The organism is Corallococcus macrosporus (assembly GCF_017302985.1).
Classification (GTDB): Bacteria; Myxococcota; Myxococcia; order Myxococcales; family Myxococcaceae; genus Corallococcus; species Corallococcus macrosporus_A.
Window position 1 is genome coordinate 447361 of sequence record NZ_JAFIMU010000006.1, and the last position, 25255, is coordinate 472615.

The following is a 25255-nucleotide window of genomic DNA, read 5'->3' on the forward strand; positions in this document are numbered from 1 at the left end:
ACGCCTTCCCGGACTACTTCACGCCCGTGGGCTGCGTGATGGACTCCGACCGGATGGTGTACTGGCCGGCGATGGCGTTCGTGTCGATGCCCGTGAAGTGACGGTACGGGTACGCGCCATCCGCGATGGTCTCGATGAACTCCACCGAGTCACCCGTGATGGACTTGCCGCCGACGTTGACCGTGAAGGTGTTCTTCTCCGCGTCCACGCGCCACACGCACGCGCCCACGTTCGTCTCCGCGGAGCCGGTGGACAGCCCGTCGATGTCGAAGTCGTTCAGGAAGTGGTGGTGCATCTCCGCCCAGCGGAGGAAGTCCCGGAAGTTGGTGAAGACGATCATCATCCCGGCCGGCTGCTGGCTGGTGCCCTGGAGCACGCCGCCCCGGTAGATGTTCATCCGGTACGCGGAGCCGCCCGGCGAACCCGTGAACGTGGGCACCATGTTGACCGTGTTCGCCTCGCGGCCCGGGGTGACCTTCAGCGTGCTGACGACCTGGTCGCCGTCGCGCGCGGCCAACTGGTAGCCGCCCTGCGCGCCCAGGCTCATCGCCACGCGCTGCTCCCACTTCACGGCCTGCGCGAAGCTGCTGGAGACGCCGTCCTTCTGCGTGAGCAGCCCGGACACCGCCAGCCCGTCCGCCACGGCGTCGACCTTCGCCTGGCCCAGCGCACAGGTCGTGATGCCCTCGAACTTCTTCACACACTGGGACGCCGCGGACTCCTGCGCGCTCAGCGGACCGGCGGCCTGGGTGTCGTCGCCGCCCGCGCAGCCCGTGATGCTCAGCAACATGGAAGCCAGCAGGGAGCCCGTCATCTTCAGGTGCATGCACTACCTCGTGGTGTGGGGTGGACTGCCGGCCGCCCCACTGCACTCCCCGAGCCAACACATGGAGTCCGTCTGTTTTCACTCTTGCAATTCATTGCATGAGAAAACAAGAGTAGCGTTTCATGTTACATGAAACATACGCCATGTAACAGCCCGGGTCTCACGCGGAGCGGCAGGGCGCCCCACGCGCGGCGGAACTTTGCCGTGGCGCACAACTCCCGGGGTGGCCGGTCGGATAATCTGGGGAGCGCGGTTCCTCCCCCGGACTCCCCACCATGGCCTCGAAGATCAACGACAGCTCGCGTCCCCTCACCTCCGTCTCGCGGCTGTCCTCGCAGGACGCCCGGAGCGCGGAGGCGAAGCCCCGGAACCGCCCCCTCGCGTTCAAGGACGGCTTCGAGTCCTCCGGCGCGCGTCCTGGCGCCAGGCTGCCGCAGCTGCCGGCGCCGCCGCCGGTGCTGTCGCTGCCGCCGCCCGCCACCACGCCGCCGGTGCCGCCGGAGACGCCCACCGAGCCGCCCGTGTCGCTCGACTCGGATCCGATGAAGCACATCGAGTACCTGGCGTCGGACGCGCTGAAGGGGCGTGACAGCCCCTCCGCGGGCCTGGACGCGGCCTCCGCCTACGTGCAGGCGCACGCGGAGAAGTACGGGCTGGTGGGGCCGAACTCCAACAACCCGGAAAACCCCTTCCAGCAGAAGTTCAACGTCTACTCCTGGCTGGGCGCGGACAAGGGCGGCGGGACGGAAGGGGCCCACGCGGGCCACGCCGAGCACAAGCAGTTCGGCCACAAGATGTTCCAGGAGGGCTTCTACCTGGACGAGAAGATGCCCAAGGACACGCTGAAGCTGCTCAACCAGCAGTACGAGCAGACGATGAAGGCGGCGGGCCAGACGGTGGTGCCGGCGCGCGCGGGCCAGCAGCGCAGCGTGGAGGAGCTCAAGCAGGTGGCCACCGCCACGGGCCAGGCCGTGAACACGATGGCGATGCTGCCCGGCACCGGTCCGCACAAGGACGAGGTGATTGTCGTCATGGCCCACCTGGACCACGTGGGCGTGGACCGCAAGGGCAACGCCTACAACGGCGCGGACGACAACGCGTCCGGCAGCGCGGTGCTGATGGCGGCGGTGCCGGAGCTGGCGGAGGCCGCGAAGAACGGCAAGCTGGACCGCTCCGTGCTCTTCGTCTGGACGGGCGCGGAGGAGAAGGGGCTGGTGGGGTCGCAGTACTTCGTGGACCACCCCATCCCCGGCCTGGAGCTGAAGAACATCGCGGGCGTCATCAACACGGACATGGTGGGCCGCTGGGATGATCAGCGCCTGTCCGTGGTGGACACCAACACCAAGGGCCAGCCCAACTACTTCCGCGACGTGGTGGACCAGGCGAACCAGCAGCTGGCGGATCCGTTCGACCGCATCAACCGCGACATCAACGTCTACCGCGACCGGCAGGACGGCGCGTCCTTCGGGCGCAAGGGCGAGGACGTCCTCTTCCTCTTCGAGGGCCTGTCCAACCCCGAGGGCGGCGGCGACCTCATCCCCGAGTACCACCGGCAGGATGACGACATCGAGAAGATCATCGAGGACAACGGCGGCAACAAGCCCCGCCGCGTGAAGGACCTGCTGCTCAACGTCATCAACATCGCGGCGAACCGCACGACGGAGCCGCAGCAGCCGCAGCCCAAGTAGCGCGGCCCCCTTCCGCCGGAAGCAGCTGCCTTCCGGCGGAAAAGGCCCTGGACCGCTAGCAGGCTGCTGAAAAACTCCGGTGCGGGGTCGACCTCCCGCACCGGGGCATGATCTCCTCCTGCCCTGGAGGGTCGCGGACATGCGTGGAGAGGTTAGGGGTCAGTCGAGCTTCAGTCTGGTGCAGCCGGCGCAGCGGGTGCCCCAGGGCCACCCCATCCGGCGCATCAAGGACCTCGCGGATGCCCAACTCAAAGGACTCTCGCCCGTCTTCGACGCCATGTACTCGGGCACGGGGCGTCCGGGGATTCCGCCCGAAATGCTGCTCAAGGCATGCCTGCTCATCGCGCTCTACAGCGTGCGCAGCGAGCGACAGTTCTGCGAGCGGCTGGAGTACGACCTGCTCTTTCGCTTCTTCTTGGACATGAGCCTGGACGAGCCGAGCTTCGATGCGTCGAGCTTCGCGAAGAACAAGCAGCGGCTCTTGGACGCCGACGTGGCTCGCCGCTTCTTCGAGGGCGTGGTGGGCCAGGCCAAAGGCCAGGGGTTGATGTCGGCGGAGCACTTCACGGTGGACGGCACGCTCATCGAGGCGTGGGCCGGAGTGAAGTCCTTCAAGAAGAAGGGCGGCAAGGACGAGGGGCCGCCGGACGACAAGGGCAACCCCACCGTCAACTTCCACGGGGAGAAGCGAGGCAACGCCACGCACGAGTCGACGACGGACCCGGAGTCGAGGCTGGCGCGCAAGGGCGGCAACGGCGCGAAGCTCTCCTACTCGGCCAGCGTGCTGATGGAGAACCGCACCGGGCTGGTGGCGGACATCACGGTGGAGTTGGCGACGGGTGAAGCGGAGTGGGTGGGCGCGCTGCGGATGCTCGACCGGCAGAAAGAGAAGGGGCTGGTGCCCACGACGCTGGGGGCGGATGCCGGCTACGACGTGCAGCGCTTCGTGGATGCCACGCGCGAGCGCGGGGTGACACCCCATGTGGCCCAGACGCGCGACGTGCGCCGCGCCAGCCGCGTCGACGGACGCACGACACGCCACGGGGGGTATGCCCTGAGCCAGCGCGCCAGAAAACGAGTCGAGGAGATATTCGGCTGGATGAAGACTGTGGGCGGCTTCAGGAAGACACGCTACCGAGGCCAGGCGAGGACGGGCCTGTGGGCCTACTTCGTCGCTGCCGCGTACAACCTGACACGCATGGCTCGACTCATGCCCGCCTGACACGTCGCTTGCCTGCCGGGTAGCAATTCGCCCCGGGTGGCCTGGCGACAGGGCTGCACCGCAGCGGGGCGCCTCCCCGGTCGCCAGAAAACCTCTCATTGACGAGCCGGACCTTCGTGGAGCAGCGCGTCCGGCCCGAAACCGACTTCTTCAGCAGCCTGCTAGGCGGCCAGCTTCTCCCCGCTGTTCGCCGCGGGCCGGCCAGCGAGCGCGTCGACCTCGTGCTCGCTCAGCACCAGCTTCTCCTCGGAGCCGCGCCACACGAACGGGATGCCCGGCTGACGGTAGAGGTTCGCGGGGATGTCGCGCGCCAGCTGCGCGTGCAGCTCCGGCAGCTTGGACCAGTGCAGCCCGTGCCGCGTGTGGTGCGCGGTGTGGTAGCCCAGGTTGCCCGTCATCAGGTTGTAGCCCTTGTGGAGGATGTTGTACGAGGCCTCCGAGTGGTTGGCCGTCTCCAGCCCCACGTGGTGGAAGTACGTCGCCCAGACCGTCACGTAGAGCGACGCCATCATGGGCAGCAGGAAGACGAACAGCGCGTTGTAGGGGTTCACCCAGAACAGCCCCGCCAGCAGCACCACCTGGAGCGCGGCCATCCACACGAACACGCGCAGCGCCTTGGGGTGCTGCTTCTTCCCGACCTGGAACGCGCGCGGGTACGCCGTCAGCGCCGTGCTCAGCGAGTACTCCAGCTCCGCCATCGTGGAGCCGTCCGCGCGCTTCCAGCGCGACTCGTCCTGCGTCTGGTCCAGGTAGTTCTTGTGGTGGCCCAGCACGTGGTGGAGGAACCACGCCTGCGACGTCACGCCCGTCTGGAAGCCGAAGACGATCTCCAAGAGGCGGTTGGGCAGCGCGTGCTTGAAGAAGGACAGGTGCTGGTGGTGGTGGTTCCACGAGCAGATCCACCCCTTGGGGATGATGCCCAGCCCGAACCACAGCACCGGCACCCACCAGCTTCGCGCCGTGAGGAACACCGTCACGTCGAGCGCGAACACGCTCAGGAACATCAGGACCGGGATGCGATCTTCAGGGTGCCGGAACAGGGTCATGAGCCTTCCACGACAAGGGGGACGAGGCAGAAATGCCGATTTTCTGACTGTAGGACGGCAGCCCCCACCCCGAACAGCCCGCCCTTGCCTGCCTGCACGTTCCACACTGACGGTAAACAACGTAGTCGTGTTGAACTTGTCTTTCCACTATTCCAAGAATCGCAGTCCTGCGTTGTGATAAACGCCGACCCAGCCCTTTTGGACCCAACCTGGAGGCGGCAATGCGGAACCAGACCATCGAGGCGGCGCTCGCGAAGAATCCCCACCGTGAGCAGCTCATCAAGCATCGGTTCTTCGAGGTGGTGGATGAGAAGGCCTTCAGCCGGGACCAGGCGGAGATGGTGCTGGGGCAGTGGTGGCACCCCCTGCACTACTTCCCCAACTTCCTGAGCAAGCTCATCGCCGTCTGTCCGCAGATGGAGATGAAGACGGCGGTGACCCACATCCTGAACCAGGAGGTGGGCGAGGGAGACCCGGCGCGCGCGCACGAGCGCTTCTTCATCCAGACGATGACGGACGCGGGCTTCACGAAGGCGGGCGTGTCGGAGGCGGACATGACGCCCGCCACGCGCCGGCTCATCGACGGCTACCAGCGCTCCACGGAGAACCACCTCACCGGCCTGGGCTTCCTCTACGGCACGGAGGTGGCGGACCTCACCATGGTGGCCAAGCTGGGCAAGCTGGTGCGCCGCACCACGGGCCTCAAGTCCCTGCCCTGGGTGGACATCCACGTGAAGCAGGAGCCGGACCACGTGGAGACGGCCGGCCACACGGTGGGGCTCCAGTACACCGACGAGGAGCTGGCCACCATCACCCGGGGCGCCGAGGAGATGTGGCAGCTGTGGGTGGGATTCTTCGAGGAGCTGCGCAACCGCGTCGTCTGAGCGGCCCCTTGCGTCAAGCGCAACCCCCTGGAATCCGTACGTTTTCGCACGGAACACTGGCGAATCTCTCCAGGTAGGGTAGTCACTCCCCGCGTCACGGGAGCGTCACACCCCAGCGCCACCTCCCGCGGCGGACCGCGCCTGTCCCTCCAGGCGCCGAGGGAGACCCCATGCTCGAAAAGCTGATGCCGAAGTCGGACGAGTTCTTCGACGACTTCGACGCGCAATGCGCAAGGACCGTCGAGGGAGCGAAGCTCCTGCACGCGCTCCTGGCGGACTACCGGGACGTGCCCACGCGCGTCCAGGCCCTGAAGGACGTGGAGCACAAGGGCGACGAAGTCACCCACGCCGCCTTCAACCGCCTCCACCAGCAGTTCATCACCCCGTTCGACCGCGCGCAGATCCACACGCTCCTGTCGCGCATCGACGACGTGCTGGACCTGACCAACGCGGCGGCCGCGCGCCTGCTGTACTACGAGATCGAGACCAGCCGGCCGGACGCCACGGAGCTGGCGCGGCTGCTGGTGCTCTCCACGCAGAAGGTGCAGGAGGTCGTCGCGGCGCTGCGGCTCATCAAGAAGCCGGAGCAGATCCTCGCGGGCTGCATGGAGATCAAGCACCTGGAGACGCAGGCGGACGAGGTCCTGCGCGCGGGCATGGGCCGGCTGTTCAAGAGCGGCGTGGACACCCTGACCATCATCAAGTGGAAGGAGATCTACGACCTCATCGAGACGGCCACCGACAAGTGCCAGGGCGTGGCCAACGTCATCGAAGGCGTCGTGCTGGAGCACTCCTGAGATGCTGCTCGCCGCGGTCGTTCTCATCGTCATCGTCGCGCTCGTCTTCGACTTCATCAACGGCTTCCACGACGCGGCGAACTCCATTGCCACCGTGGTGTCCACGCGCGTGCTGTCGCCGAACCTGGCCGTGGCGTGGGCCGCGTTCTTCAACTTCGTGGCGGCCTTCGCGGGCGGCGTGCACGTGGCCAACACCATGGGCAAGGGCATCATCAACTTCGAGATGCTCCGCGCGGCCGGCCCCACGGCGGTGCTGATGGTCATCTTCTCCGCGCTCATTGGCGCCATCGCGTGGAACCTGCTCACGTGGTGGTGGGGGCTGCCCTCGTCCTCGTCGCACGCGCTGGCGGGCGGGATGATTGGCGCCACCCTGCCGGTGCTGGGCTTCCAGGGGCTGGTGGGCAGCGGCATCGCGCGCATCGCCGCGTTCATCGTGCTGTCGCCGCTCATCGGCATGACGCTGGGCATCGGGATGATGGTGGCCAGCACCTGGGCGGTGCACCGTCAGACGCCGCTGCGCGTGGACACCTGGTTCCGCCGGCTGCAGCTGGTGTCGTCCGCCATCTTCTCCTTCAGCCACGGCACCAACGACGCGCAGAAGGTCATGGGCATCATCGCGGTGGTGCTCTTCGGCACCATCTGGCGCGACCGCCCGTTCCACATCGACTGGTGGATGATCATCTCCTGCCACGCGGCCATCGCGCTGGGCACGTTCTTCGGCGGCTGGCGCATCATCCGCACCATGGGCCACAGCCTCACGAAGCTGGCGCCCATTGGCGGCTTCAGCGCGGAGACGGGCGGCGGCGTCACCATCATCGCGCTGGCGGAGATGGGCATCCCCGTCTCCACCACGCACACCATCACCGGCGCCATCGTCGGGGTGGGTTCCACGCGCGGCTGGCGCGCCGTGAAGTGGGGCGTCGCCGGCCGCATCATCTGGGCGTGGGTGTTCACCATCCCCGCCGCCGCGCTGGTGTCCGTCATCGTCTACGGACTCACGCTGGCGGTGGTGCGGATGGTGGGCTGAAGCAGCACCCGGGCGCGGGGGGAAGGCCCCCGCGCCACGGTCCTACCGCCCTTCCCTACCGGACGTTGAGCGCCGCCGCCGGCCCGCCCACGGACGGCGGAACGAAGGGAATCACCTTCTTGTTCTGCCACTGGACCAGCTTCAGCGACGGGTCCTCCAGCGGCACGTCGAAGGTGTAGGAGATGCGCGTGGGGAAGTTCCCGTCCATCTCCTCAATCCGCACCTTCATGCCCTTCATGTCGAACTCCTGCCCCAGGGTCACCGGGTGGCGCGCGGCGCGGTGGATGCGCTCCTCGATGGAGTCCAGGAAGTGGCCGCCCTTGGGCAGTGACAGCTCCAGGGAGTTGGGCCCGGTGCGCGTCACCTTCTGCTCGTTGAGCGAATAGGACAGCACCCACCAGGCCTTCGGCAGCGGCATGCCCGTGGACCACCAGCGCACGGAGCCGTAGATGCCGATGATGCCGTTGGGGGCGTTGACCACCACCACCCGCTGCTCGGGCAGCTTCGACTCGTCAAAGGCCTCCTCGTAGCGGGCCTGCACGCGCGCCATGAGGGCGTCCGTCTGCGAGTAGGCCTCCATGGTCTGCCACCAGATGTAGGGCGCGGCCACCACGTGCAGCAGGGCCATCACCGCGGCGCCGGCCAGCACCGCGCCCGCGCGGAGCGTGCGCGCGCGGCCCCGCCACGCCTGGCGCAGCACCACGGCCATGCCCACGGCCATGCCCAGGCTGGGCACGATGAGCGTGCGCGAGCCGGCGAACGCGGAGTTGGACAGCCACGTGGACACGAACGCGCCCGTCAGCATCCAGCCCACCGTGCGCCGCTCCGCGGCCGCCAACTGGGGCCACACGCCCCACACGAGCAGCGCGAACAGCGCGAGGCCCACGGCGCCGAGGATGCCGAACAGGGGCACCAGGGACTGGTCGAAGATGAAGTCCGGGGGCGCGTTCAGCGTCAGGCCCGCGATGGCGGCCGGGACGCGGGTGAGCATGGCCTTGAACCAGTCCACCGGCGTGCCCACGGCGTCCAGGTACATGTCGGACGCGCCCGCGCCGTAGCCCATCGCGCGGTACGCCACGAAGTAGCAGGCCATCAGCACGGCGAACGGGATGAGCCCCTTGAGCTTGTCCTTCGCCTGCCCCGGTCCGGAGAAGGCCTCGTAGGCCAGCACGTACGGGCTGAGGATGACCATGGTCTCGCCGCACAGCAGCGCCAGCGCGAAGGACACCAGCGCGCCCACCAGGAAGTTCGTGCGCTTCTCCTCGCGCCACTTCACGTGGAAGTAGAGGCCGAGGATGCCGAAGAGCAGCGACATCACCACGCTGCGGTACGACAACCAGCCCAGCACCGCCGAGTGCGAGCCCCAGATGGCGAAGAGGAACATGGACACGCCCGCCAGGGCCGTGGGCAGCACGCGCTTGAGCAGCACGCCCGCCAGCACCACCAGGCCCACGTACCAGAGCACCGAGTGGATCAGGTAGCCCGTGGCGGCGCGGTTGTAGAGCAGGTGATCCAGTCCGTAGAGCAGGCTGCCCAGGGGCCGGAAGAACGAGACGCGCACCGAGGGCTCCACCCACCACGGGAAGACGCCCACCTCCGCCAGCCGCAGCGTGTGCTCCGGGATGCCGGTGGCCGTGCGGTACACGTCCAGGGGCGTGTTGCCCAGCGGCGCGGGCGGCGGCACGTGGTCCCAGACACCCAGCCAGATGTAGTCATCCGGCATGAAGCCCGCGCGCAGCGCCAGCAGGCCCAGCACCAGCGCCAACACGGTGGAAATCCAGAAGTATCGTTTAAACGGCCAACCCGGGGCGGCTGGCGGGGGAGAAGTATCCATGTTTCAAAGATCTATCAGCACGGCCCCCACACGAGATAGGTCCTCCTGGGTCGTCCGCTGACACCGGAAACACGCGCGGTGTGGCGCGTGCGACGGAGATCCTTTGCCACTGCCCGGACTCCGGGTGATCCTCGGCGGACGAAGGGGGACGCAGTCTGGCAGGTGCAACCACGCACGGGCGCGGACCGTTTCCATCCGCGCCGCCGCCGGGCTCGCACGCATGCGCATCGCCATCATCGCCACGTACACCCATCCGACCCGGCTGCGGATCAAGGAACCCTCCATCATGCAGTCCTCGGTGCCGGAGCTCATCGCGGGCCTGTGCCCGGAGCACGCCGAGGTGGAGATCTTCAACGAGAAGGAGGCGGACCTCCCGTTGGATCGGCACTGGGACCTGGTCTTCTTCTCGTACCTGCACTCGTACTACGAGCACACGAAGGTCCTCTCCACCCTCTTCCGCCAGCGAGGCATGACGACGGTGGCGGGCGGCCGGCACGCGAGCCACTTCCCCGACGACGCGGCGAAGTACTTCGACGCGGTCATCACCGCGGAGCCGGAGTCCAACGTGCCCGCGCTCATCGCGGACTTCGAGAAGGGCGAATTGAAGCCGCGCTACAGCCTGCCGTCCCACGGCGCCGCCGCCATCCGGCCGTACCGCTACGAGCTCATCGACTTCACGCACAACAAGGTGCGGCTGCCGGGCATCGAGGCGTCGCGCGGCTGCCCCTTCACCTGCAACTTCTGCGTGCTCACCGGCCACGAGCGCTACCGCTTCCGGCCCGTCCCGGAGGTCATCGACGAAATCCAGACGCGCATGCGCTGGAACCCGAACTTCCTGGGGCTGATGGGGGACGCGTTCGTCTTCCTCGACAACAACCTGGGCGGCTCGCCCAAGTACCTGCGCGCGCTGTGTGAGGCGCTCATCCCGCTGAAGAAGACCTGGGGCTGCGCCCTCACCTTCAACGTGCTCAAGGACGAGTCGCTGGTGAAGCTGATGGCGAAGGCGGGCTGCCGCTACGTCTACACCGGCCTGGAGTCGCTCAACCCGGACTCGATCAAGGCGATGAACAAGGGCCAGAACAAGCTGTCGGAGGTGGATGCCGTCATCCGTCGCGTCTTCTCCGCCGGCATCCTGTTGTCCTTCGGGCTCATCGTCGGCTCGGACGGGGACACCAACGAGTACCTGCACCGGCTGCCGGAGTACCTGGCGGACCTGAAGTACTTCTCCGTCACGTTCCTGGGCATCGTGTGCCCGTACCCGGAGACGCCCTTCTTCCGTGAGCTTCAAGCGGAGGACCGGCTGCTGCCCGGCACCACCAGCCGCGACTACGACGGCTACACGCTGTGCCACCGGCCCAAGCAGATGCACGCGTCGGAGGTGGTGGAGCACTTCCAGCGGCTGTGCCACACGCTGGGGAGCCTGCCCAACGTCGCGCGGCACTACGCGTCCAAGCTGATGATGAGCGACCTGCCCCGCTACAAGCAGACCATCCTCTTCTCCGGCCCGGAAATCGTCAGCATCCGCAACCCGGTGAAGAACCCGGCGCGCCGCTACATCGCGGGCCTGGATGCGATTGAAGCCTGGGACGCGGAGCAGATGGCCCGGCTGGGCCTCACGCCGCAGGTCTTGACTGGACCCGGGACGGCAGGCGCACGTCCCACGCCAGCCCCAGGCCTCGCAGCGCACGGATGAAGAGCCAGCCCGGGTCCCACTGCCACCACACCCAGCCGTGCCGCGCGGACGCGGGGAAGGCGTGGTGGTTGTTGTGCCAGCCCTCGCCCAGCGCCAGCACGGCCACCCACCACACGTTGCGGCTCTGGTCGCGCGTGTCGTGGACGCGGTGGCCGAACGCCGCGTGGCACACGGAGTTCACCGCGTAGGTGCTCTGCATCCAGCACACCACCGGCAGGAAGAAGTACGCGGGCACCGTGCGCCAGCCGAACGTGAGCCCCACGAACAGCACCGCCAGCACCTGCGGCGCGATGCGGTAGCGCAGGAGCCAGTGGTAGTAGCGGTCGTCCGCCATGTCGCGGCACCAGGTGCGCCAGCCGTCCTCTTCCGTGGAGGCCTCGTTGAGGATCCACCCCATGTGCGCGTACCAGAAGCCGCGCACCGGCGAGTGCACGTCCCCTTCCGCGTCCGCCTTCGCGTGGTGCAGCCGGTGGTTCGCGGCCCACAGGAGCGGACTGCCCTGCGCCGTCAGCATGGCCACCGTCACCAGCGCGTACTCCACCCAGCGGGGACACGCGAACGCGCGGTGGCAGAGCAGGCGGTGCAGCCCCACCGTCGTGCCCAGGCCAATGGACACGTACACGGCCAGCGCCACCGGCAGCGCGTACGGCGGCCAGGGCAGGAAGAACGCCAGCGCGGCCAGCGCGTGCACCACGAGCATGTAGCCGACGATGACGGGACTGAGCTGGAAGCGGAGCGGTGCGGTGGTCATGGCCCGGTGCGGATGCGAGGAAGAAGCACGCAGTCTAGGAGCCCCGCCTGACGGGACAAGGAATGCGCTTTCCGCGCGTCACATCACGCGGACGTCACGGGCGCCGGGGGCCTGGGGCAGCGGCAGCGCCTCCGCGGGCGGAAGCTGCGTCGCGGCCTGGAAGCGGTCCACGCGGCGCAGCTCCGCGCGGGCCTCCACCTGGGTGAAGAGCTCGCGCGCGCGGGCGAGGAAGGCCTCGCGCCGGTGCGGCAGCGCCACCGCCGCGTCGAAGTAGGCCACGCCCGTCTCCCAGCGGTTGGGGCTCTTCTCCAGGACGGCGATGGCCTCCAGGAACACCGGCTCCGCGGCCTTCGGGCCCTTGCGCAGGGCCAGCGAGCGCGCCGTCACGCGCAGCGCCGGGCCCTTCAGGTACGGGTAGAGCCCGGCGATGACGCGCGCCTTGATGCAGGACAGCCGCACGACCTTGAGCAGCTCCTTGCGCGGTACCACCGTGGCGCCCTCCTCCAGCGCGAAGAGGGCGGCCTCCGCCGCGTCCACCAGCCCCACCTGGAGGAAGGGCACGAGCACGTGGTAGCTCCAGATGCTCTTGAAGCAGCGCACCGCGACGAGCGCGGCCTCCTCCACCTGGTGCTCGCGCACGGTGACGTTGGCCAGGTGGTTGAGGCTGGCGCACTGGTTGGCCAGGTCCGCCACCTCCTCGCTGATGCGCAGGCCCTGCTCCAGCTCCGCGCACAGCTCGCCCACGTCGCCCTCGCCCAGGAGGTAGCGGCACATGGGCGCCCACGAGTGCGCCCAGCCCTGATGCATCAGCGCGTTGAGCTCCACGCCAATGGTCTTCATCTGCTCGTAGAGCGACTCCGCCTTGCGGAAGCGCGAGTGGAGGAACTCGCCCGTCGCCTGCATCATCAGGGACGTCTGGCGCTCCCAGCGCTCGCCCACCTGGCGCAGCGTGGAGACGGCCTCCTCCTGGAACTCGGAGGCCCGCTGCAGCTCGTTGGCGAAGAAGGCCTGGATGCCCAGGCGGCTGAGCGCGAGCCCCTCCGCCACCGGGTCCTTGGAGAGTCGCGCGTACTCCAGCGCCTTCTCGCAGTGGTAGCGCGCGCGCTTGAGCAGGCCCGCGCCGAACAGGAGCGTGCCGTAGTAGCCGCGCGCCAGGCTCCGGGCGTAGTCGCTGCGCGAGCGCTCCGCCATGTTCGTGGACACCAGCGTCGCCCACGTGAGCTTCATGATGTCCGCGAAGTAGTAGATGCGGATGAGCGAGTTGAGCGTGGACAGCTGCTGGAGGTAGTTGGTCAGCCGGGAGGCCGGCAGCGGCCGCAGGACGAACGGCAGGAGCGACGCCAGCCCCCGCAGCAGCAGGTTCGCCAGCGTGCGCAGGCCCAGCGCGGCCAGGCTCCCCGGCAGGCTGCGGCCCCGGAGCACCAGGGACTTCTCCAGGTGCTGCGTGGCGAGCGCGGACTCGCCCTTCTCCTGGTGCGCGCGGCCCAGGCCCAGGTGCAGCTCCGCCTGGCGTTGGGGGTCCTCCTCGTCCACCAGGCACTGCTCGAACATCAGGATGGCGTTGGCGTAGTGGCCCGCCTGGAGCAGCGTCTCCGCCAGCTCCTGCATCACCCGGCGCATCTTGACGAGCATCGCCTCCTTGTCCACGGGGGCGACGGTGCCCAGCAGCTCCACGCCGCGGTTGTAGTGGTAGAGCGCGTCGTCGTTCGCGTACTGCGCCCGCGCGCTGCGGGCCGCCATCAGCGTGTACTCCAGGCCCTTGTCCTCCACGTTGCCCGCGAGGAAGTGGAACGCGAGCAGACCCGCGGAGGCCGCGAGGTTGTCGTTCGCGCGGACCTCCAGGTAGCGCGCGAGCCGGCGGTGCAGGTCCTCGCGCGCCGACACCAGGAGCGTGTTGTAGGCCACGTCCCGGATGACGATGTGCTTGAAGAGGCAGGTGTACGGCTCCTCCTGCTCCAGGAGGATGAGGCCCAGGCGCTGGAGCGTGTCCATGGCCTCGCGCAGCCGCTGCGTGCCCAGCGTGGGCACCAGCGCCGCCACCGCGTCCAGCGTGAAGATGCGCCCGATGACGGACGCCACCTTCACCACCAGCTTCTCCGTCTCACTGAGCAGGTCGATGCGCGACAGCACCACGTCCTGGATGGAGTCCGGCAGCAGCAGGTCCTGCAGGCCTCGCTTGAGCTCCATCCGCGTGGAGCCGGGCTCCGCCAGGCCCAGGTAGCCCTGCTCCGCCAGGCCCTCCACGATGGACTCGATGAAGAACGGGTTGCCCTGCACCTTCGCGAGCAGCCGGTCCTCCAGCGCGACGTCCGGCGGCGACAGGCGCAGGTGCACGCGCAGCAGCGCCCGCGTGTCCTCGTCGTCCAGGCTCACCAGGTCCACGGGGTGGAACTCGGGCAGCTCGCGCAGGCCCCTGAGCTGATCTCCCGGGCGCATCGTCGCCAGCACCATGATGCGGTGCGAGCCCACGCGCACCGCGAGGTACTGGAGCAGATCCAGCGAGATGTAGTCCGCCCAGTGCAGGTCCTCGAAGAAGAGCAGCAGCGGCTGCGAGCGGCTCAGGCTCTCCACGAGCTGGAAGACGATCTGGAACACCTTCTGCTGCTTGCGCCGTGCGTCCATCCCCGACGTGGCGGACGTCTCCTCCAGCGACATGCCGAGGATGCCCGCCATCACGGGGATCCACTCCGGCCCCACGTCCTCCAGGCCCTCCAGCCCCTGGCGCAGGCGCGTCAACTGCGTCTCCGTGTCGTCCGAGTCGTGCAGACCGAACGCCTGGAGCAGCACCTCCTTCCAGGGGAAGAAGGGGGTGAAGGCCTCGTAGGAATAGCAGACGCCGTACAGCGCCCGCGCGCCGCCCTCCTCCGCGTCCTCCAGCACGCGCGCGCCCAGCCGCGACTTGCCGATGCCCGCCTCGCCGGACACCACGCACACGCGGCCCTGGCCTGCGAACGAGGCGGTGAGCGACTCGTGCAGCACGTTGAGCTCGCGGCTGCGGCCGATGATGTCGCCCCGGCCCTTGATGAAGAGGCCGCGGCGCGTCTCCCCCAGCAGCCGGTACACCGGCACGGAGCGCGAGACGCCCTTGAGCTTCGCGTCCTCGACGAACTCGGTGGCGAAGCCGCCCTGCCGCGAGCGCGTCTGGGTGTTGGCGCACAGGTGCACGCCGCCCTGGCGTCCGCCGTGCGTCATCAGGCGCGCGGCCATGTTCACGACCTCGCCCAGCGCCGAGTAGCCCTTGCGCGTGGGCGAGCCCATGTCGCCGCAGTAGGCGTGGCCGGTGGCGATGCCGATCTGCAGCTCGTCCAGGAACGGGAACTGCTCCCGCGCCTTGAGCAGCTTGCAGGCCAGCCGGCACGCCAGCACCTCCTTGTTCTGCTGGGCGGTGGGCGCGCCGAACAGGACGTAGAGCACGTTGCCCTTGTCCGTGAAGTCCGTCATCAGCAGCACGCCACCGTGGTGGGCGCTCTCGCGCTGGACGAACTCGTAGTAGGCGTTGAGGTCGCGGGTGAAGGTGTCCGGATCCGTGCCCGCCGACGCGTGGGTGAAGCGCACGAAGAAGCAGGTGACGTCGCGGAAGTCGCCCGCGAACTCCTGGTGCGCGGTGGTGATCTTCGTGAAGAGCACCGGGTGCAGGAGCAGCGCGCACCGGCCCACCAGCTCCGCGCCTCCCGTGGGCGCGGGCAGCGGGCGCTTCTCGGCCTCCACCGGAGCGTCGAGCGCCAGCCGGTGGTTGCCCCCTTCGCGCGGCTCGCCCCGGCGCACGGCCTCCGGCAGCGCCGCCCAGGCGCGGGGGCTCAGGACGACCTCCGACACCGTGGCCTGCTTCTCCGCGCCCACCGCCTGCGCCAAGGGCTCGCCCACGAGCGCCGGGTGCATCCACAGGCCGGTGGCGCCCATCACGATGCGGGTCGCCTCCCCGAAGCCGATGCCGATGCGCGACGACACGCCGAAGCGCTGGCCCAGCAGCTCCAGCCGGGCGAAGCGCGCGAGCCTGCGCTGCACGCCCAGCGCGCACACCGCCGCGCGCTGCACGACGTCGCCGTCCGCCTCGCCGGGCGCGGCCTCGAAGCACGCGAGGATGGAGTCGCCGGCGAACTGGTAGATGTCCCCGCCGTGGTCGCGGACCACGTCGATCATCTCCGTGTAGTAGTTCGTCAGCAGGCGCTGGAGCGCGTCGATGCCGCGCGGGCCCGCGCCGCTCAGCCCCACCACGATGGGCGTGAAGCCCGCGATGTCCAGCAGCAGGATGGCGCCCCGCACCCCTTCCGACAGGGGTAGCGCGTCCGCGTCCTGGCTCCCGAGCCGCGCGAGGATGGCCGCCGGCATGTAGGGCGCCAGCGTCGCGACGACGGGGTCAATGGGCTGCGTGGAGGGCATCCCCGGGGGCTTTCCGCTCAGGACAGCGTGGCGTAGCGCAGGTAGAGGGCGCCCAGGCACACGGCGCCGTAGAGGGGAATCTCCGCCGTCTCCGTCCAGGGCTGCTGCTTCATCACCGCGCCCCAGATGTGCACCGCCGTCATGATGCCGCCAATGAGGCCGATGAGCTCGAAGATGACCAGGTGGCTCTTGGGGTCCGGGATGAACTGCACCACCGCGATGATGACGGACAGCGCCAGGCCGCCCAGGCAGCGCGCGAAGTAGACCGTCAAATCATTGTTGCCCGCGGGCAGCTCCCAGCCGAACCACCGCGCCCAGCGCAGCGGCACGAAGAGCAGCGGCAGCGCGTAGAAGATCGCGAAGGTCGAGGTGGAGACCGCGAGGAACCAGCTGGCCAGCGGATAGTCGGGGTTGATCATGATGGCGGACGCAGCAAGGGCCCCGGGCGTCCACCTGCCGGGCGCACCCTGCCCCACGCCGTCCATCCTAGAATCTTTTCCCTCCCCGTGGGGTGCCTTCCCCCCCACCCTGCCCCCGTCAGCCCGGCTGCCGCCTAGCGGGTGGCCGCCAGGAGGAACTCCGCCACCCGCTCCAGGGAGGTGGTGCGCTCGGCCTCCGCCGGGAAGCGCCGGAAGGCCTCCGGTGGCCCGTGCAGGATGAGCGGCTTGCCATAGCGCAGCGCCAGGACGGCCTCCGCCGCGGTCCCCGCCCCTCCGGGCAGCGCGACCAGGGCGTGCGGCGTCAGCACGTTGATGTGGTTGCGGCTCATGGGGTCCGTGCCCTGCTCCCCGCTGAGCGGCAGGTGGGTGTAGATGGGGATTTCGATGTCCGTGTTCGGGTAGCCGGGCCGGGGCTGGTAGCGGCCATCCTCCCCGACGGTGCCGGGGATGATGCCGATGGCCGCTCCCCGCCGCCCCTCCACCTGGACGAAGGCCGCCGTGGCCACGCTCATGACGCCGCCGCCCGCCCCGGTCAGCAGGTCGAAGCCCGCCTCGGCGATCCACCGCGCCAGGGGGACGACCCACTCCTCGTGGGTCTCCGTGCCGGAGCCGAAGACTCCGATGATGCGGCGGTGTCTGCGCATGACTGCGTCCTCCCCGAAAGACCGGAACTACGTGAGCCCCTGTTCCATGCGAATCCCCGGCCAACGCCGCAAGGGCTCACGGACCGGCGTGCGGCGTTCGTCCCGTCCACCCGTGGAAGGTGCGCACCGCGAGCGTCGCCTGGCCATCGCTTCCCTCCTCCCGGAGCGCGAGGCCTTCCCGCACGACCCGTGATGTCGGACCCCTGCTCTACCTTCGTTCGCGAGTGAGCGAGGAGGCCGCCCATGTTCGACGCCTGTGGAGGTTGTGAGCGCCGTGGCACCGCCGGAGAGGTGTTCGACTGGTGCGCGCACTGCGAATTGTCCCTGTGCCCCGGCTGCCTCCAGCGCGGCTGCTGCGGCAGCGTGCCGGCGGACTCCGGGCGGGGGGCCCCGAAGGAGCTGCCCGAGCCGCCCCCGCCCGAGCGCGAGCTGCTGCCGGAGCACTTCGGCGGCCGCTGCTGCACGCACGCCCGCGCGGTGGCGTGCTCGTGTGCCTTCCACTGGGTCTGTGTGCGCCACGGCGACCTGCACGTCGGCACGCACGACTGAGGACGTGAAGCCTCACCCCCGTGCGGGCGTTGACACACGGGCGGCGCGTCCACGACGGTACCCACCCTGGCGGGCACTCGGGCCCGGACACAGCACGGAGCACGGCACCATGGGCCTCGCGGAGCGGACGGAGATGGCCACGTTCAAGCAGGAGTCCTTCGCGTCGAAGGTGGAGGAGCTGAAGCAGGCCGCCGCGGGCGCGGACCTCCGCGTGACGCTGGACGAGGCGAGCTTCACCACCGGGGGCGCCATCCAGATGCTCTCCAATGGCATCTTCGACCGGCTCATCGACGACATGAAGTCCGTCTGCCGCGACGACATCGGGCGGCAGGCCGTCCGGGAGGGCATCCAGACGGTGCACATCGTGCACAAGGACGCGCCCGGCTACACGCTGGACCTGAAGGACGGCACGTTCGTCATCCAGGCGAAGATGGACGGCTCCATCGGCGAGGACCTGCCCGGCTACGGCGCCTACCGGAGCTTCCTGCTGAAGAAGCTGTAGGGCGCACGGCCTGGACGCCGGACCGGGGGAGGTGTTCCCCGGCCCGTGTCATCACGTCCGGCTCAGGGCACGTCGAGCGCGACGCCCTGTCCCGGCACGGCCATCACCCAGCGGACCACGTCGGGCTTGCCGCCGCAGGTGACGCGCACCTCGAACTCGCGTCCCGCGGGCATGGGGCTGGCGAGCGGCGTCTGGCCCTGGAGCACCTGCGAGCCCAGCGCCACGCGGCAGCCCTGGGCACCGGTGACGCTGAGCGTGCCCCGGGCATCCGCCTGGGGCGCGGCGTCCGCGAGCGTGCGCAGGTCGATGTGCTCCGACTTCGGCACCTTGCCGAAGCGGTGCAGCTTGCCCTCCACGGCCGTGGAGACGAGCCAGCCGGAGGGGTCCTCCGGCAGGGCGTTGCTGCCTTCCAGCAGCACGCCGGACACGTAGACGCGCTCGCCCTCCTGGGCGTTGCGCACCTCCACGCCGCCCTTGGGCAGCAGGAACACCAGCGCGAGCCCCGCGAGTACCAGGCCCACGCCGCCCACGACGAGCCCCTTGCGCTGCCCGGACGTCAGCCCCTTCCCCGACGTGTCGGCCGCGGGCACCGGAGCCGCGGAGGCCACGGCGTGGACGGGCGCTGGCGGCGCGGCCACGGGAGCCGCCGGAGGACGCGCGGGCGGGGCCACCTGCGGAGGCGGCGGAGCGGCGACGGGCGGCGGAGGCGCGGGATGGTTCCCCCCGTAGGCCGCGTGCGTGCCCGTCTGCGGCGACGAATGGGTGACCGGCTGCTGCGGCGGCGCGTATTGCGCGTGGGTGCCCCCGTGCTGCGGAGGGGCGGGCGGCACGGCGGGCGGCGGCGGGACCGAGGTCAGCGGCGCCACGGAGGGCACCGACACCGACGGACGCGCGGGGGCCTGCGGCGGAGGCCCCACGCGGGTGGGCACGTTGGCGGAGGCCGCCGGGCGCACCGCGGTGGGCGGCGGCAGCGGCGACGCGGGCGGAGCGGCGGCCGGGCGCGAAGGACGGGGCGCGGGCGCGGCGGCCACGGGCGGGGCTGGCGGATGCACCGCTCCCGGAGTGGCCACCGGGGGCGGCACGGGAGGACGCGTCGGATCCGAGGTCACGGAGACGACCTCGGTGCCGCGCTCGGCGGCCTCCGGCGGCGAGGCCACCGGAGGCGGCTCCATGCGGGGCATGCTGCCGGAACCGCCGCGCACGGGCGGACGGGACAGGTCGGACGGGGCCCGCATGTCGCTGCCGGAGCCCGTGCCCGGGACGCGCGAGTGCGAGCCCGTGCCCGGCATCAGCGCCCGGGGGTTGGAGCCCGTCCCCGAGCCGGCGATGGACGACGGCGCGTACTCGGAGAGCCGGTCGCCCAGCGCCTCCTTGAAGAACTGCGCTACCGACGCGGGCGACGAGGACAGCCGATGGTGCGCGATGACGGCTTCAATCTCCTCGCGCATCGCCGCCGCGGAGGGCGTGCGGCGCGCGGGGTCCTTCACCAGCGCGCGCAGGATGAGGTCCGACACGTCCTGCGGGATGTGGGGCCGCAGCTGCGAGGGCACCGGCGCGGGCTCGCGCACGATGGCCGCGAGCGTGGCCGCGTCGTGGTCCCGGCGGAACGGCAGCTGGCCGGTGAGCAGCTCGAAGAGCACCACGCCCAGCGCGAACACGTCGTTGCGCCAATCCAGCGGTCGTCCGCTGGCGGCCTCCGGGGAGAGGTACGAAATCTTCCCCTTGATGACGCCCGCCTGCGTCTGCTCCTCGCCCTGCACCTTGGCGATGCCGAAGTCCGACAGCTTGATGGCGCCGTCCAGCGACACCAGCACGTTGTGGGGGCTGACGTCGCGGTGCACCACCGGGTGCGCCGTGCCGGACGGGTCCACGTAGCTGTGCGCGTAGTGCAGGCCCGCGGCCACCTCCGCCACGATGCGCAGCGCGTGCTCCAGCGGCAGCGCCATGCCCTTGCGGCGCAGCTCCGTGAGCAGGCGCTTGAGGTCCGGGCCGCGCACGTACTCCATCAGGATGTACGCCACGCCGTCCGTCACGCCCACGTCGAAGGTCTGGACGATGTTGGGGTGCGTGAGGCGCGCGTTGGCGCGGGCCTCCGCGAAGAGCATGTCGACGAACTCAGGATTCTCAGCGAACTGCGCGAGAATCTTCTTCATCACGACGAACTTCTCGAAGCCCTTCACGCCCTGCTGCTTGGCGAGGAACACCTCCGCCATGCCGCCCTGCCCCAGCCGGCGGATGATCTGCAGCCGCGCGCCGCTGTTGTGCGTGTCCGTGGCGGACGTGCCCTTGGCGCCGGGGTCCTGGTTGGTGGAGCCGAAGAGGTACTGGCTGAGCGCGCGCTGCTCCAGCGCCTCGATGTCCTCCAGCGGCTTGTCGGTGAGCGGCGTGCGCGCGAGCAGCCCCTGGAACTGCGCGAGCGCCGGAGCCCGGGCGTTGCCGCCGCAGACGGGGCACACGCGGTCCATGGTGCCCTTGGCGCGCAGGACCTCCAGGTATTCGGAGGTCTGGATGCGATGGTGGGTGACCTGGCCGCAGTTGCGGCAGTCGCACGGCAGCCACAGCGTGGCCAGCTTCGCCGGCAGCGGCTTGGTGGACTTCGCCAGCACGCTGAGCAGCGGCGGCGGCACGCGGCAGAGCACCACCTGGGCGCCCTGCGACGCCACCTCCAGCACCTGTTCAATCCGCGGCAGCGCCTCCGGCTCCACCGTGCTCACGTGGCAGCAGTCGAACGCGACGCGCCCCTCCAGGCCGGACGCCAGCCGGCGCACGTTGAGGTCGCCCTTGAGCGTGCTGGCCAGGGTGATGAAGGTGATGTCGTCCTGGACGATCTTCAGGTGCGAGGACAGCTCGGACGGCTCGTTCGGGAGGCCCGCGCGCAGGTAGCGCAGCACGGCGGGGTCCACGGCGGAGAACTGCTGGCGGCGCGCGAAGTCGAAGAACTCCGTGGGCTCGTCCGCGAACTCCAGCGGCTGGGCGCACACGGGGCAGTGGTGCGGCGGCGCACCGCCCGCCTCCACGACCTTGCTCTCCTCCACCAGGCGGACCAGCCGCAGCCGGTCCTCCTTGCAGAAGCGGCACGAGTACGGCGCCAGCAGCGAGAGCACGCGCGCGACGCCCGCGAAGCCCTCCACCATGTTGAGCTGATCCACCACCACCGGCGGTGCGTTGACGACGTACAGCCCCGAGACGCCCTGCGGCGGGTGGCCGGCGAACTCAATCCACCGGCGGACCCCGAAGGAGCTGATGCGCTCCACCAGACCCAGGTCCACCACCACCAGGCCCTGGAGGCCCTTGGACGCTGGCGAGAGGGGGAAGGTTTCGTCGATCACCCCGGCCACGCGCACGTGGGTCAGACTGCCCACGCGCAGGGAGGTGATGCTGGCATTGGAAGTTTGGCTCTCCACCCGCCTACCCTCGTTCCAGACAGAACAGCAGCGACTTGGGCTGCGCGGCCCGGCGGCGCGCGTCCCCCAGGTCCACCGCGCAGGCGAACTGGGTCCGCTTCCCCGGAGTCACCCGCACCGCGACCGCGTCGCTGTGCTCCAGGATGCGCCGCAGGCCCAGGCCCGCGCCACCGCCCGAAGCATCCACCTGCGCCTTCTCACCCCACGCCTTCACCACCCGCACCAGCGGTGACACCGACAGGCGGCCGAAGCGATCCGTCGCCTCCAGCCAGGCCCGGCCGTCCGCCACCGCCCAGGACAGCAGGCAGCGATCCTCCTCCGCCACCGACTGCACCTGCCCGCGCCGATGGGCGTACTTCGGCTCGCCGCCCGCGTCCACCGGCGCGTCGAGCAGTGCGTTCACTCCAATCTCATGGACGACATCCGCCACCCGGCTGGCCGCGGATCTGGAGGCGCCAGCCTGGAGGACGGCCTCCGCCGCGCGCTCCCCCGCCGCCGTCACCTCCGAGACACTGCCCAGCCACGCCACGGACGTGGCGGCCTCCCGGGGAATCATGGGCTCGCCGCGAAGCAGCGCGCCGAGCAGCCGCGCCTCCCAGGCGGACGGCTGGCCGCCCTCACCGCGCGTGGCCATGAGCAGCGCCGGGGGACGCCGCTCCAGCAGCGCCGCGTGGGCGGGGGTGAACCGCCCGTCGAACAGCACCAGGTGCGGCGCCGCGTCGTCACCGCGCCCCAACAGGACGCCGTCCCTTGCCAGCACCCCGGAGGCCTTCTCCAGCGCCTCCGGCGTGAGCGTCGTGTCCGGCGTCAACTTCAGGGGAGCATCCTTCACGGCGGCGACGGTATCCAAACAGCGACCTAATAATGGAGTCGAACTTCTGTGAAGACGCCCAGCGGCGGAGCGGGGAAGCCGTGGGACTCCTCGTACTTCGCGTTGAACAGGTTCGTGCCCAGCAGGGACACCGCCACGCGCTCGTGGACGTTGAAGCCCACGCGCGCGGTCGCGGTGATGTAGCTGGGCAGCTTCACGCGGGTGGTGGTGCCGGCGTTCTCGTCCACCACGAAGCCCGGATCATACCGGGCGCCCACGAACAGGCCGTAGAGCTCCACGAAGGCGAACTTGCCGATGTTGGTGCGGCCGCGCAGGTAGACGCGGTGGGTGGGCGCGTAGTCCAGCGGGTAGCCGGCCCCGCCTCCCACCGGCAGCGCCTGGGCGTCCAGGAACTGGTAGGCCACGTCGAAGGACGAGTTGATGGACGGCACCTGCGCCGCGGCCTCCGCCTCGAAGCCCGCCACGCGCGCGTCGCCCAGGTTCTTGAACTGGGACGTGGAGCCGAAGAGGAGCTCCTGGTTGATGAAGTTGCGAGCGCGGTTGTAGAAGCCCGTGCCCGTCAGGCGCACCCGGCGGTCGAGCGGCCAGAAGTCCACCGCCGCCTCCACCGTGTCCAGCGTCTCCGCGCGCAGGGACGGGTTGCCCAAGAGCGTCGCGGCGTACATCTGCTGGTTGATGGCCAACTCCGCCAGCGTGGGCGCGCGGAAGGCGCGGCCGTAGTTGGTGCGCAGCGTGAGCAGCTCCGGGATGGCGTGGAACACGACGCTGGCGCGCGGGGACACCTGGTCCGTCTTCGCCTCCCAGACCTTGGAGGGGATCTGGTAGTTGTCGTAGCGGGCGCCCGCGCCCACCACCAGCCGCTCCGTGATGCGGTACTCGGCGTCCACGAAGCCGCCCAGGATGGTCTGCTTCGTGTCGTCCAGGGTCAGGCCGGGCAGCACGTTCTGGTTGTTCACCTGGTCGGCCTTCACGTCGCCGCCCACGGTGACGGACAGCTTGTCCAGGGAGAACAGCGCGCGCGCCTCACCGCCCAGGCGGCTGCGCTTGCCCAGCGTGTCCTCCAGCGCGCCGGTGACTTCATTCTCCAGCGTCACGTTGCGGCGCTTGAAGAACGTGTAGGCCTGGGCGAACACGCGCACGTTGTCCGTCACCTGCTGATCCAGCTGCAGGGCGGCGTTGAGGTTCTGGACGTGCTCGTTGTCCTGCGCGGTGTAGTGGCAGCGGCCGCAGTTGCCCACGGTGGAGATGTTCTGGCCACCGGGCCGGCCGATGTTGCCGTCGGTGAAGTCGGCGTCCAGCGCGAGGGGCCCCACGCGGACCTTGCCGTTCACCTGGTGCACCAGCGAGTCCTCGTTGGTGTCCGTCTGGCCCAGTTGCTGGTTGTTGAAGAGCTGCGGGCCGTCCGAGCCGAAGCCGTAGTAGCCGAGCAGCGCCTCCACCGGACCGCCGCGGCCGGCGACGTTGGTCTGCAGGCGCCACGTCTTGTCCTGGCCCGCGAGGATGCGCGCGTCCGCGCCCACGTTCTGGCCCTTGGCGATGAGGTCCGCGGGCTGGCGTTCAATGATGTTGATGACGCCGCTGAAGGCGTTGGAGCCGTACAGCGACGAACCCGGGCCGCGGATGACCTCCACCTGCTTGAGGTTGGTCATCGGCGTCGTCTCATCCGCGTAGAACTGGCCCGTCCAGGGGTCCGTCAGCGGACGGCCGTCCTTGAGGAGCAGCAGGCGGTTGGACAGGTAGTTGGAGCCCAGGCCGCGCGCGCTCACCGCCGCCTTGCGCATGGAGCCCCGGCGGCACTCCATGCCGGGGAAGTACTGGATGGCCTCGCAGAGCGAGAACTGGCCGGTGCCCTCCAGCTCCTCCGCGGGAATCCACGACACCGTGAGGGGCACGTCGGAGATGCGCTGGCTGCGCTTGGACGCCGTGGTGACGACGGCCTCGCTCAGCGCCAGGTTGATGTTCTTCTCCAGGTCGTCGCCGCCGCCCAGGTCCGGGCCGTCCAGGCCGGAGAGGCTGGAGGGCGGAGGCAGCGCGCGGTCCGTGGTGGGCTCCGTGAAGGGCGCGCGGTCCGGGACGTTGTCGGCCGGCCGGGGCTGCGACGCCGGCAGCATCGCGCCAGCGCCCAGCGCCGGGGCGGGCTGCGGGTTGGACGGGATGTCGGACGTCAGCGGCCCGTCATAGGGCGACGTCGAGGCGGGCGTGCCGGGCGAGGCCACGGGCATCGGATCCGCGACGGACGGACCGGCGCCGGGGCCGGCCATGGGCGCGGGCTGCGCGGGCGGCGGCTCGGTGGCGAGCACTGGGTCCTGCGCTGCGGGCTCCTCCCCGCGAATGGGCTCCGGCTCCACCGGCGGAGGCGGCGTCTTCGCGCCCCGGCGCGTCTTCGCCGTGCGCGGAGGCTTCGTGCCCGGGGTGGCGGCCTTGGTGCCGGGCGTGGCGGCCGCGCGCTTGCGGGCCGTCTTCGTGCGCGTCTTGGAAGCAGGCTCCTGGGCCTCCTGGGCCCGGGCCGTCTCCACCGCGAACAGCGACAGCGCGCAGACCACCAGCGTAAGGCATGCGCGCGCGCTCAGCCGACCGGCAAACCCCTTCACCGCGTTGGTGCGCGGCCCACCGTACTCAGTCGAGTCCATCGTTCTCAATTCCACGAGGGGGAAGCAGGGACGTCCGCGGTTCTTGCGCCAGGATCCAGAGCCGGTGCGACTGGCAATCGCCTTCAGGGGCGACCATCCACCCCTG

At 70.0% G+C, this 25255-nt stretch carries 18 protein-coding genes; 8 read left to right on the top strand and 10 right to left on the bottom strand.

What is annotated here, in order from left to right:
* Positions 1–13: 13 nt before the first annotated feature.
* Positions 14–826 (bottom strand): hypothetical protein, encoded by an 813-nt coding sequence (locus JYK02_RS11605; protein ID WP_207050988.1) that lies wholly within the window; start codon positions 824–826, stop codon positions 14–16.
* A gap of 275 nt (positions 827–1101) precedes the next feature.
* On the opposite strand from JYK02_RS11605, the gene JYK02_RS11610 reads away from it, so the two are divergent.
* Positions 1102–2514, top strand: a complete 1413-nt coding sequence (locus tag JYK02_RS11610; protein WP_207050989.1) for a M28 family metallopeptidase — start codon at positions 1102–1104, stop codon at positions 2512–2514.
* Positions 2515–2653: 139 nt separating this feature from the next.
* The gene (locus tag JYK02_RS11615; RefSeq protein ID WP_207050990.1) at positions 2654–3736 is read left to right on the top strand and encodes an IS5 family transposase; all 1083 of its coding nucleotides are present in this window, start codon (positions 2654–2656) and stop codon (positions 3734–3736) included.
* A gap of 161 nt (positions 3737–3897) precedes the next feature.
* Here the strand turns inward: JYK02_RS11615 and JYK02_RS11620 are convergent, their stop codons facing one another.
* Positions 3898–4782 carry a fatty acid desaturase family protein gene (locus JYK02_RS11620; protein ID WP_207050991.1) on the bottom strand — a complete coding sequence of 295 codons (885 nt, stop codon included), beginning with the start codon at positions 4780–4782 and terminating at the stop codon, positions 3898–3900.
* Positions 4783–5003: 221 nt separating this feature from the next.
* Between JYK02_RS11620 and JYK02_RS11625 the strand changes: the two genes are divergently transcribed.
* The 3 genes from JYK02_RS11625 to JYK02_RS11635 all read left to right on the top strand — a co-directional run bounded on the left by JYK02_RS11625 (position 5004) and on the right by JYK02_RS11635 (position 7490).
* Positions 5004–5666 (top strand): TenA family transcriptional regulator, encoded by a 663-nt coding sequence (locus tag JYK02_RS11625; protein WP_171432689.1) that lies wholly within the window; start codon positions 5004–5006, stop codon positions 5664–5666.
* 170 nt (positions 5667–5836) lie between these two features.
* Positions 5837–6463: a DUF47 domain-containing protein gene (locus JYK02_RS11630; RefSeq protein ID WP_207050992.1), complete on the top strand. Its 627-nt coding sequence runs from the start codon at positions 5837–5839 to the stop codon at positions 6461–6463.
* 1 nt (position 6464) lies between these two features.
* Positions 6465–7490, top strand: a complete 1026-nt coding sequence (locus tag JYK02_RS11635; RefSeq protein ID WP_207050993.1) for an inorganic phosphate transporter — start codon at positions 6465–6467, stop codon at positions 7488–7490.
* A gap of 55 nt (positions 7491–7545) precedes the next feature.
* Here JYK02_RS11635 and JYK02_RS11640 read toward each other — a convergent pair whose 3' ends face one another.
* A complete protein-coding gene (locus JYK02_RS11640) occupies positions 7546–9258 on the bottom strand; it encodes a hypothetical protein (protein ID WP_207050994.1) in 1713 nt (570 codons plus the stop codon).
* A 286-nt stretch (positions 9259–9544) separates the two neighbouring features.
* Between JYK02_RS11640 and JYK02_RS11645 the strand changes: the two genes are divergently transcribed.
* On the top strand, positions 9545–11017 hold the full coding sequence (locus tag JYK02_RS11645) for a B12-binding domain-containing radical SAM protein (RefSeq protein ID WP_207050995.1): 1473 nt from the start codon (positions 9545–9547) through the stop codon (positions 11015–11017).
* On the opposite strand, the gene JYK02_RS11650 is transcribed toward JYK02_RS11645, so the two are convergent.
* From JYK02_RS11650 to JYK02_RS11665, 4 genes are all read right to left on the bottom strand, one after another.
* On the bottom strand, positions 10938–11768 hold the full coding sequence (locus JYK02_RS11650) for an acyl-CoA desaturase (protein WP_207050996.1): 831 nt from the start codon (positions 11766–11768) through the stop codon (positions 10938–10940). The genes JYK02_RS11645 and JYK02_RS11650 overlap by 80 nt on opposite strands.
* A gap of 78 nt (positions 11769–11846) precedes the next feature.
* Entirely contained in the window at positions 11847–16148 is a 4302-nt protein-coding gene (locus JYK02_RS11655) for an AAA family ATPase (protein WP_207050997.1), read from the bottom strand.
* A gap of 17 nt (positions 16149–16165) precedes the next feature.
* Positions 16166–16567 (bottom strand): hypothetical protein, encoded by a 402-nt coding sequence (locus tag JYK02_RS11660; RefSeq protein ID WP_207050998.1) that lies wholly within the window; start codon positions 16565–16567, stop codon positions 16166–16168.
* A 134-nt stretch (positions 16568–16701) separates the two neighbouring features.
* Positions 16702–17232: a molybdenum cofactor carrier protein gene (locus JYK02_RS11665; protein WP_207050999.1), complete on the bottom strand. Its 531-nt coding sequence runs from the start codon at positions 17230–17232 to the stop codon at positions 16702–16704.
* Positions 17233–17475: 243 nt separating this feature from the next.
* Here JYK02_RS11665 and JYK02_RS11670 point away from each other — a divergent pair, with 243 nt between their 5' ends.
* Both JYK02_RS11670 and JYK02_RS11675 read left to right on the top strand, forming a co-directional pair.
* Positions 17476–17781, top strand: coding sequence for a hypothetical protein (locus JYK02_RS11670; protein WP_207051000.1), 306 nt, complete (start codon positions 17476–17478; stop codon positions 17779–17781).
* Positions 17782–17890: 109 nt separating this feature from the next.
* On the top strand, positions 17891–18283 hold the full coding sequence (locus tag JYK02_RS11675) for a hypothetical protein (RefSeq protein ID WP_207051001.1): 393 nt from the start codon (positions 17891–17893) through the stop codon (positions 18281–18283).
* Positions 18284–18345: 62 nt separating this feature from the next.
* Here JYK02_RS11675 and JYK02_RS11680 read toward each other — a convergent pair whose 3' ends face one another.
* The 3 genes from JYK02_RS11680 to JYK02_RS11690 are packed head-to-tail and all read right to left on the bottom strand — an operon-like array spanning position 18346 to position 25149.
* The gene (locus tag JYK02_RS11680) at positions 18346–21687 is read right to left on the bottom strand and encodes a protein kinase domain-containing protein (protein WP_207051002.1); all 3342 of its coding nucleotides are present in this window, start codon (positions 21685–21687) and stop codon (positions 18346–18348) included.
* Between the two features lie 4 nt (positions 21688–21691).
* Entirely contained in the window at positions 21692–22519 is an 828-nt protein-coding gene (locus tag JYK02_RS11685) for a hypothetical protein (RefSeq protein WP_347402469.1), read from the bottom strand.
* 26 nt (positions 22520–22545) lie between these two features.
* Positions 22546–25149, bottom strand: a complete 2604-nt coding sequence (locus JYK02_RS11690) for a TonB-dependent receptor plug domain-containing protein (RefSeq protein WP_207051004.1) — start codon at positions 25147–25149, stop codon at positions 22546–22548.
* Between the last annotated feature and the right edge of the window lie 106 nt (positions 25150–25255).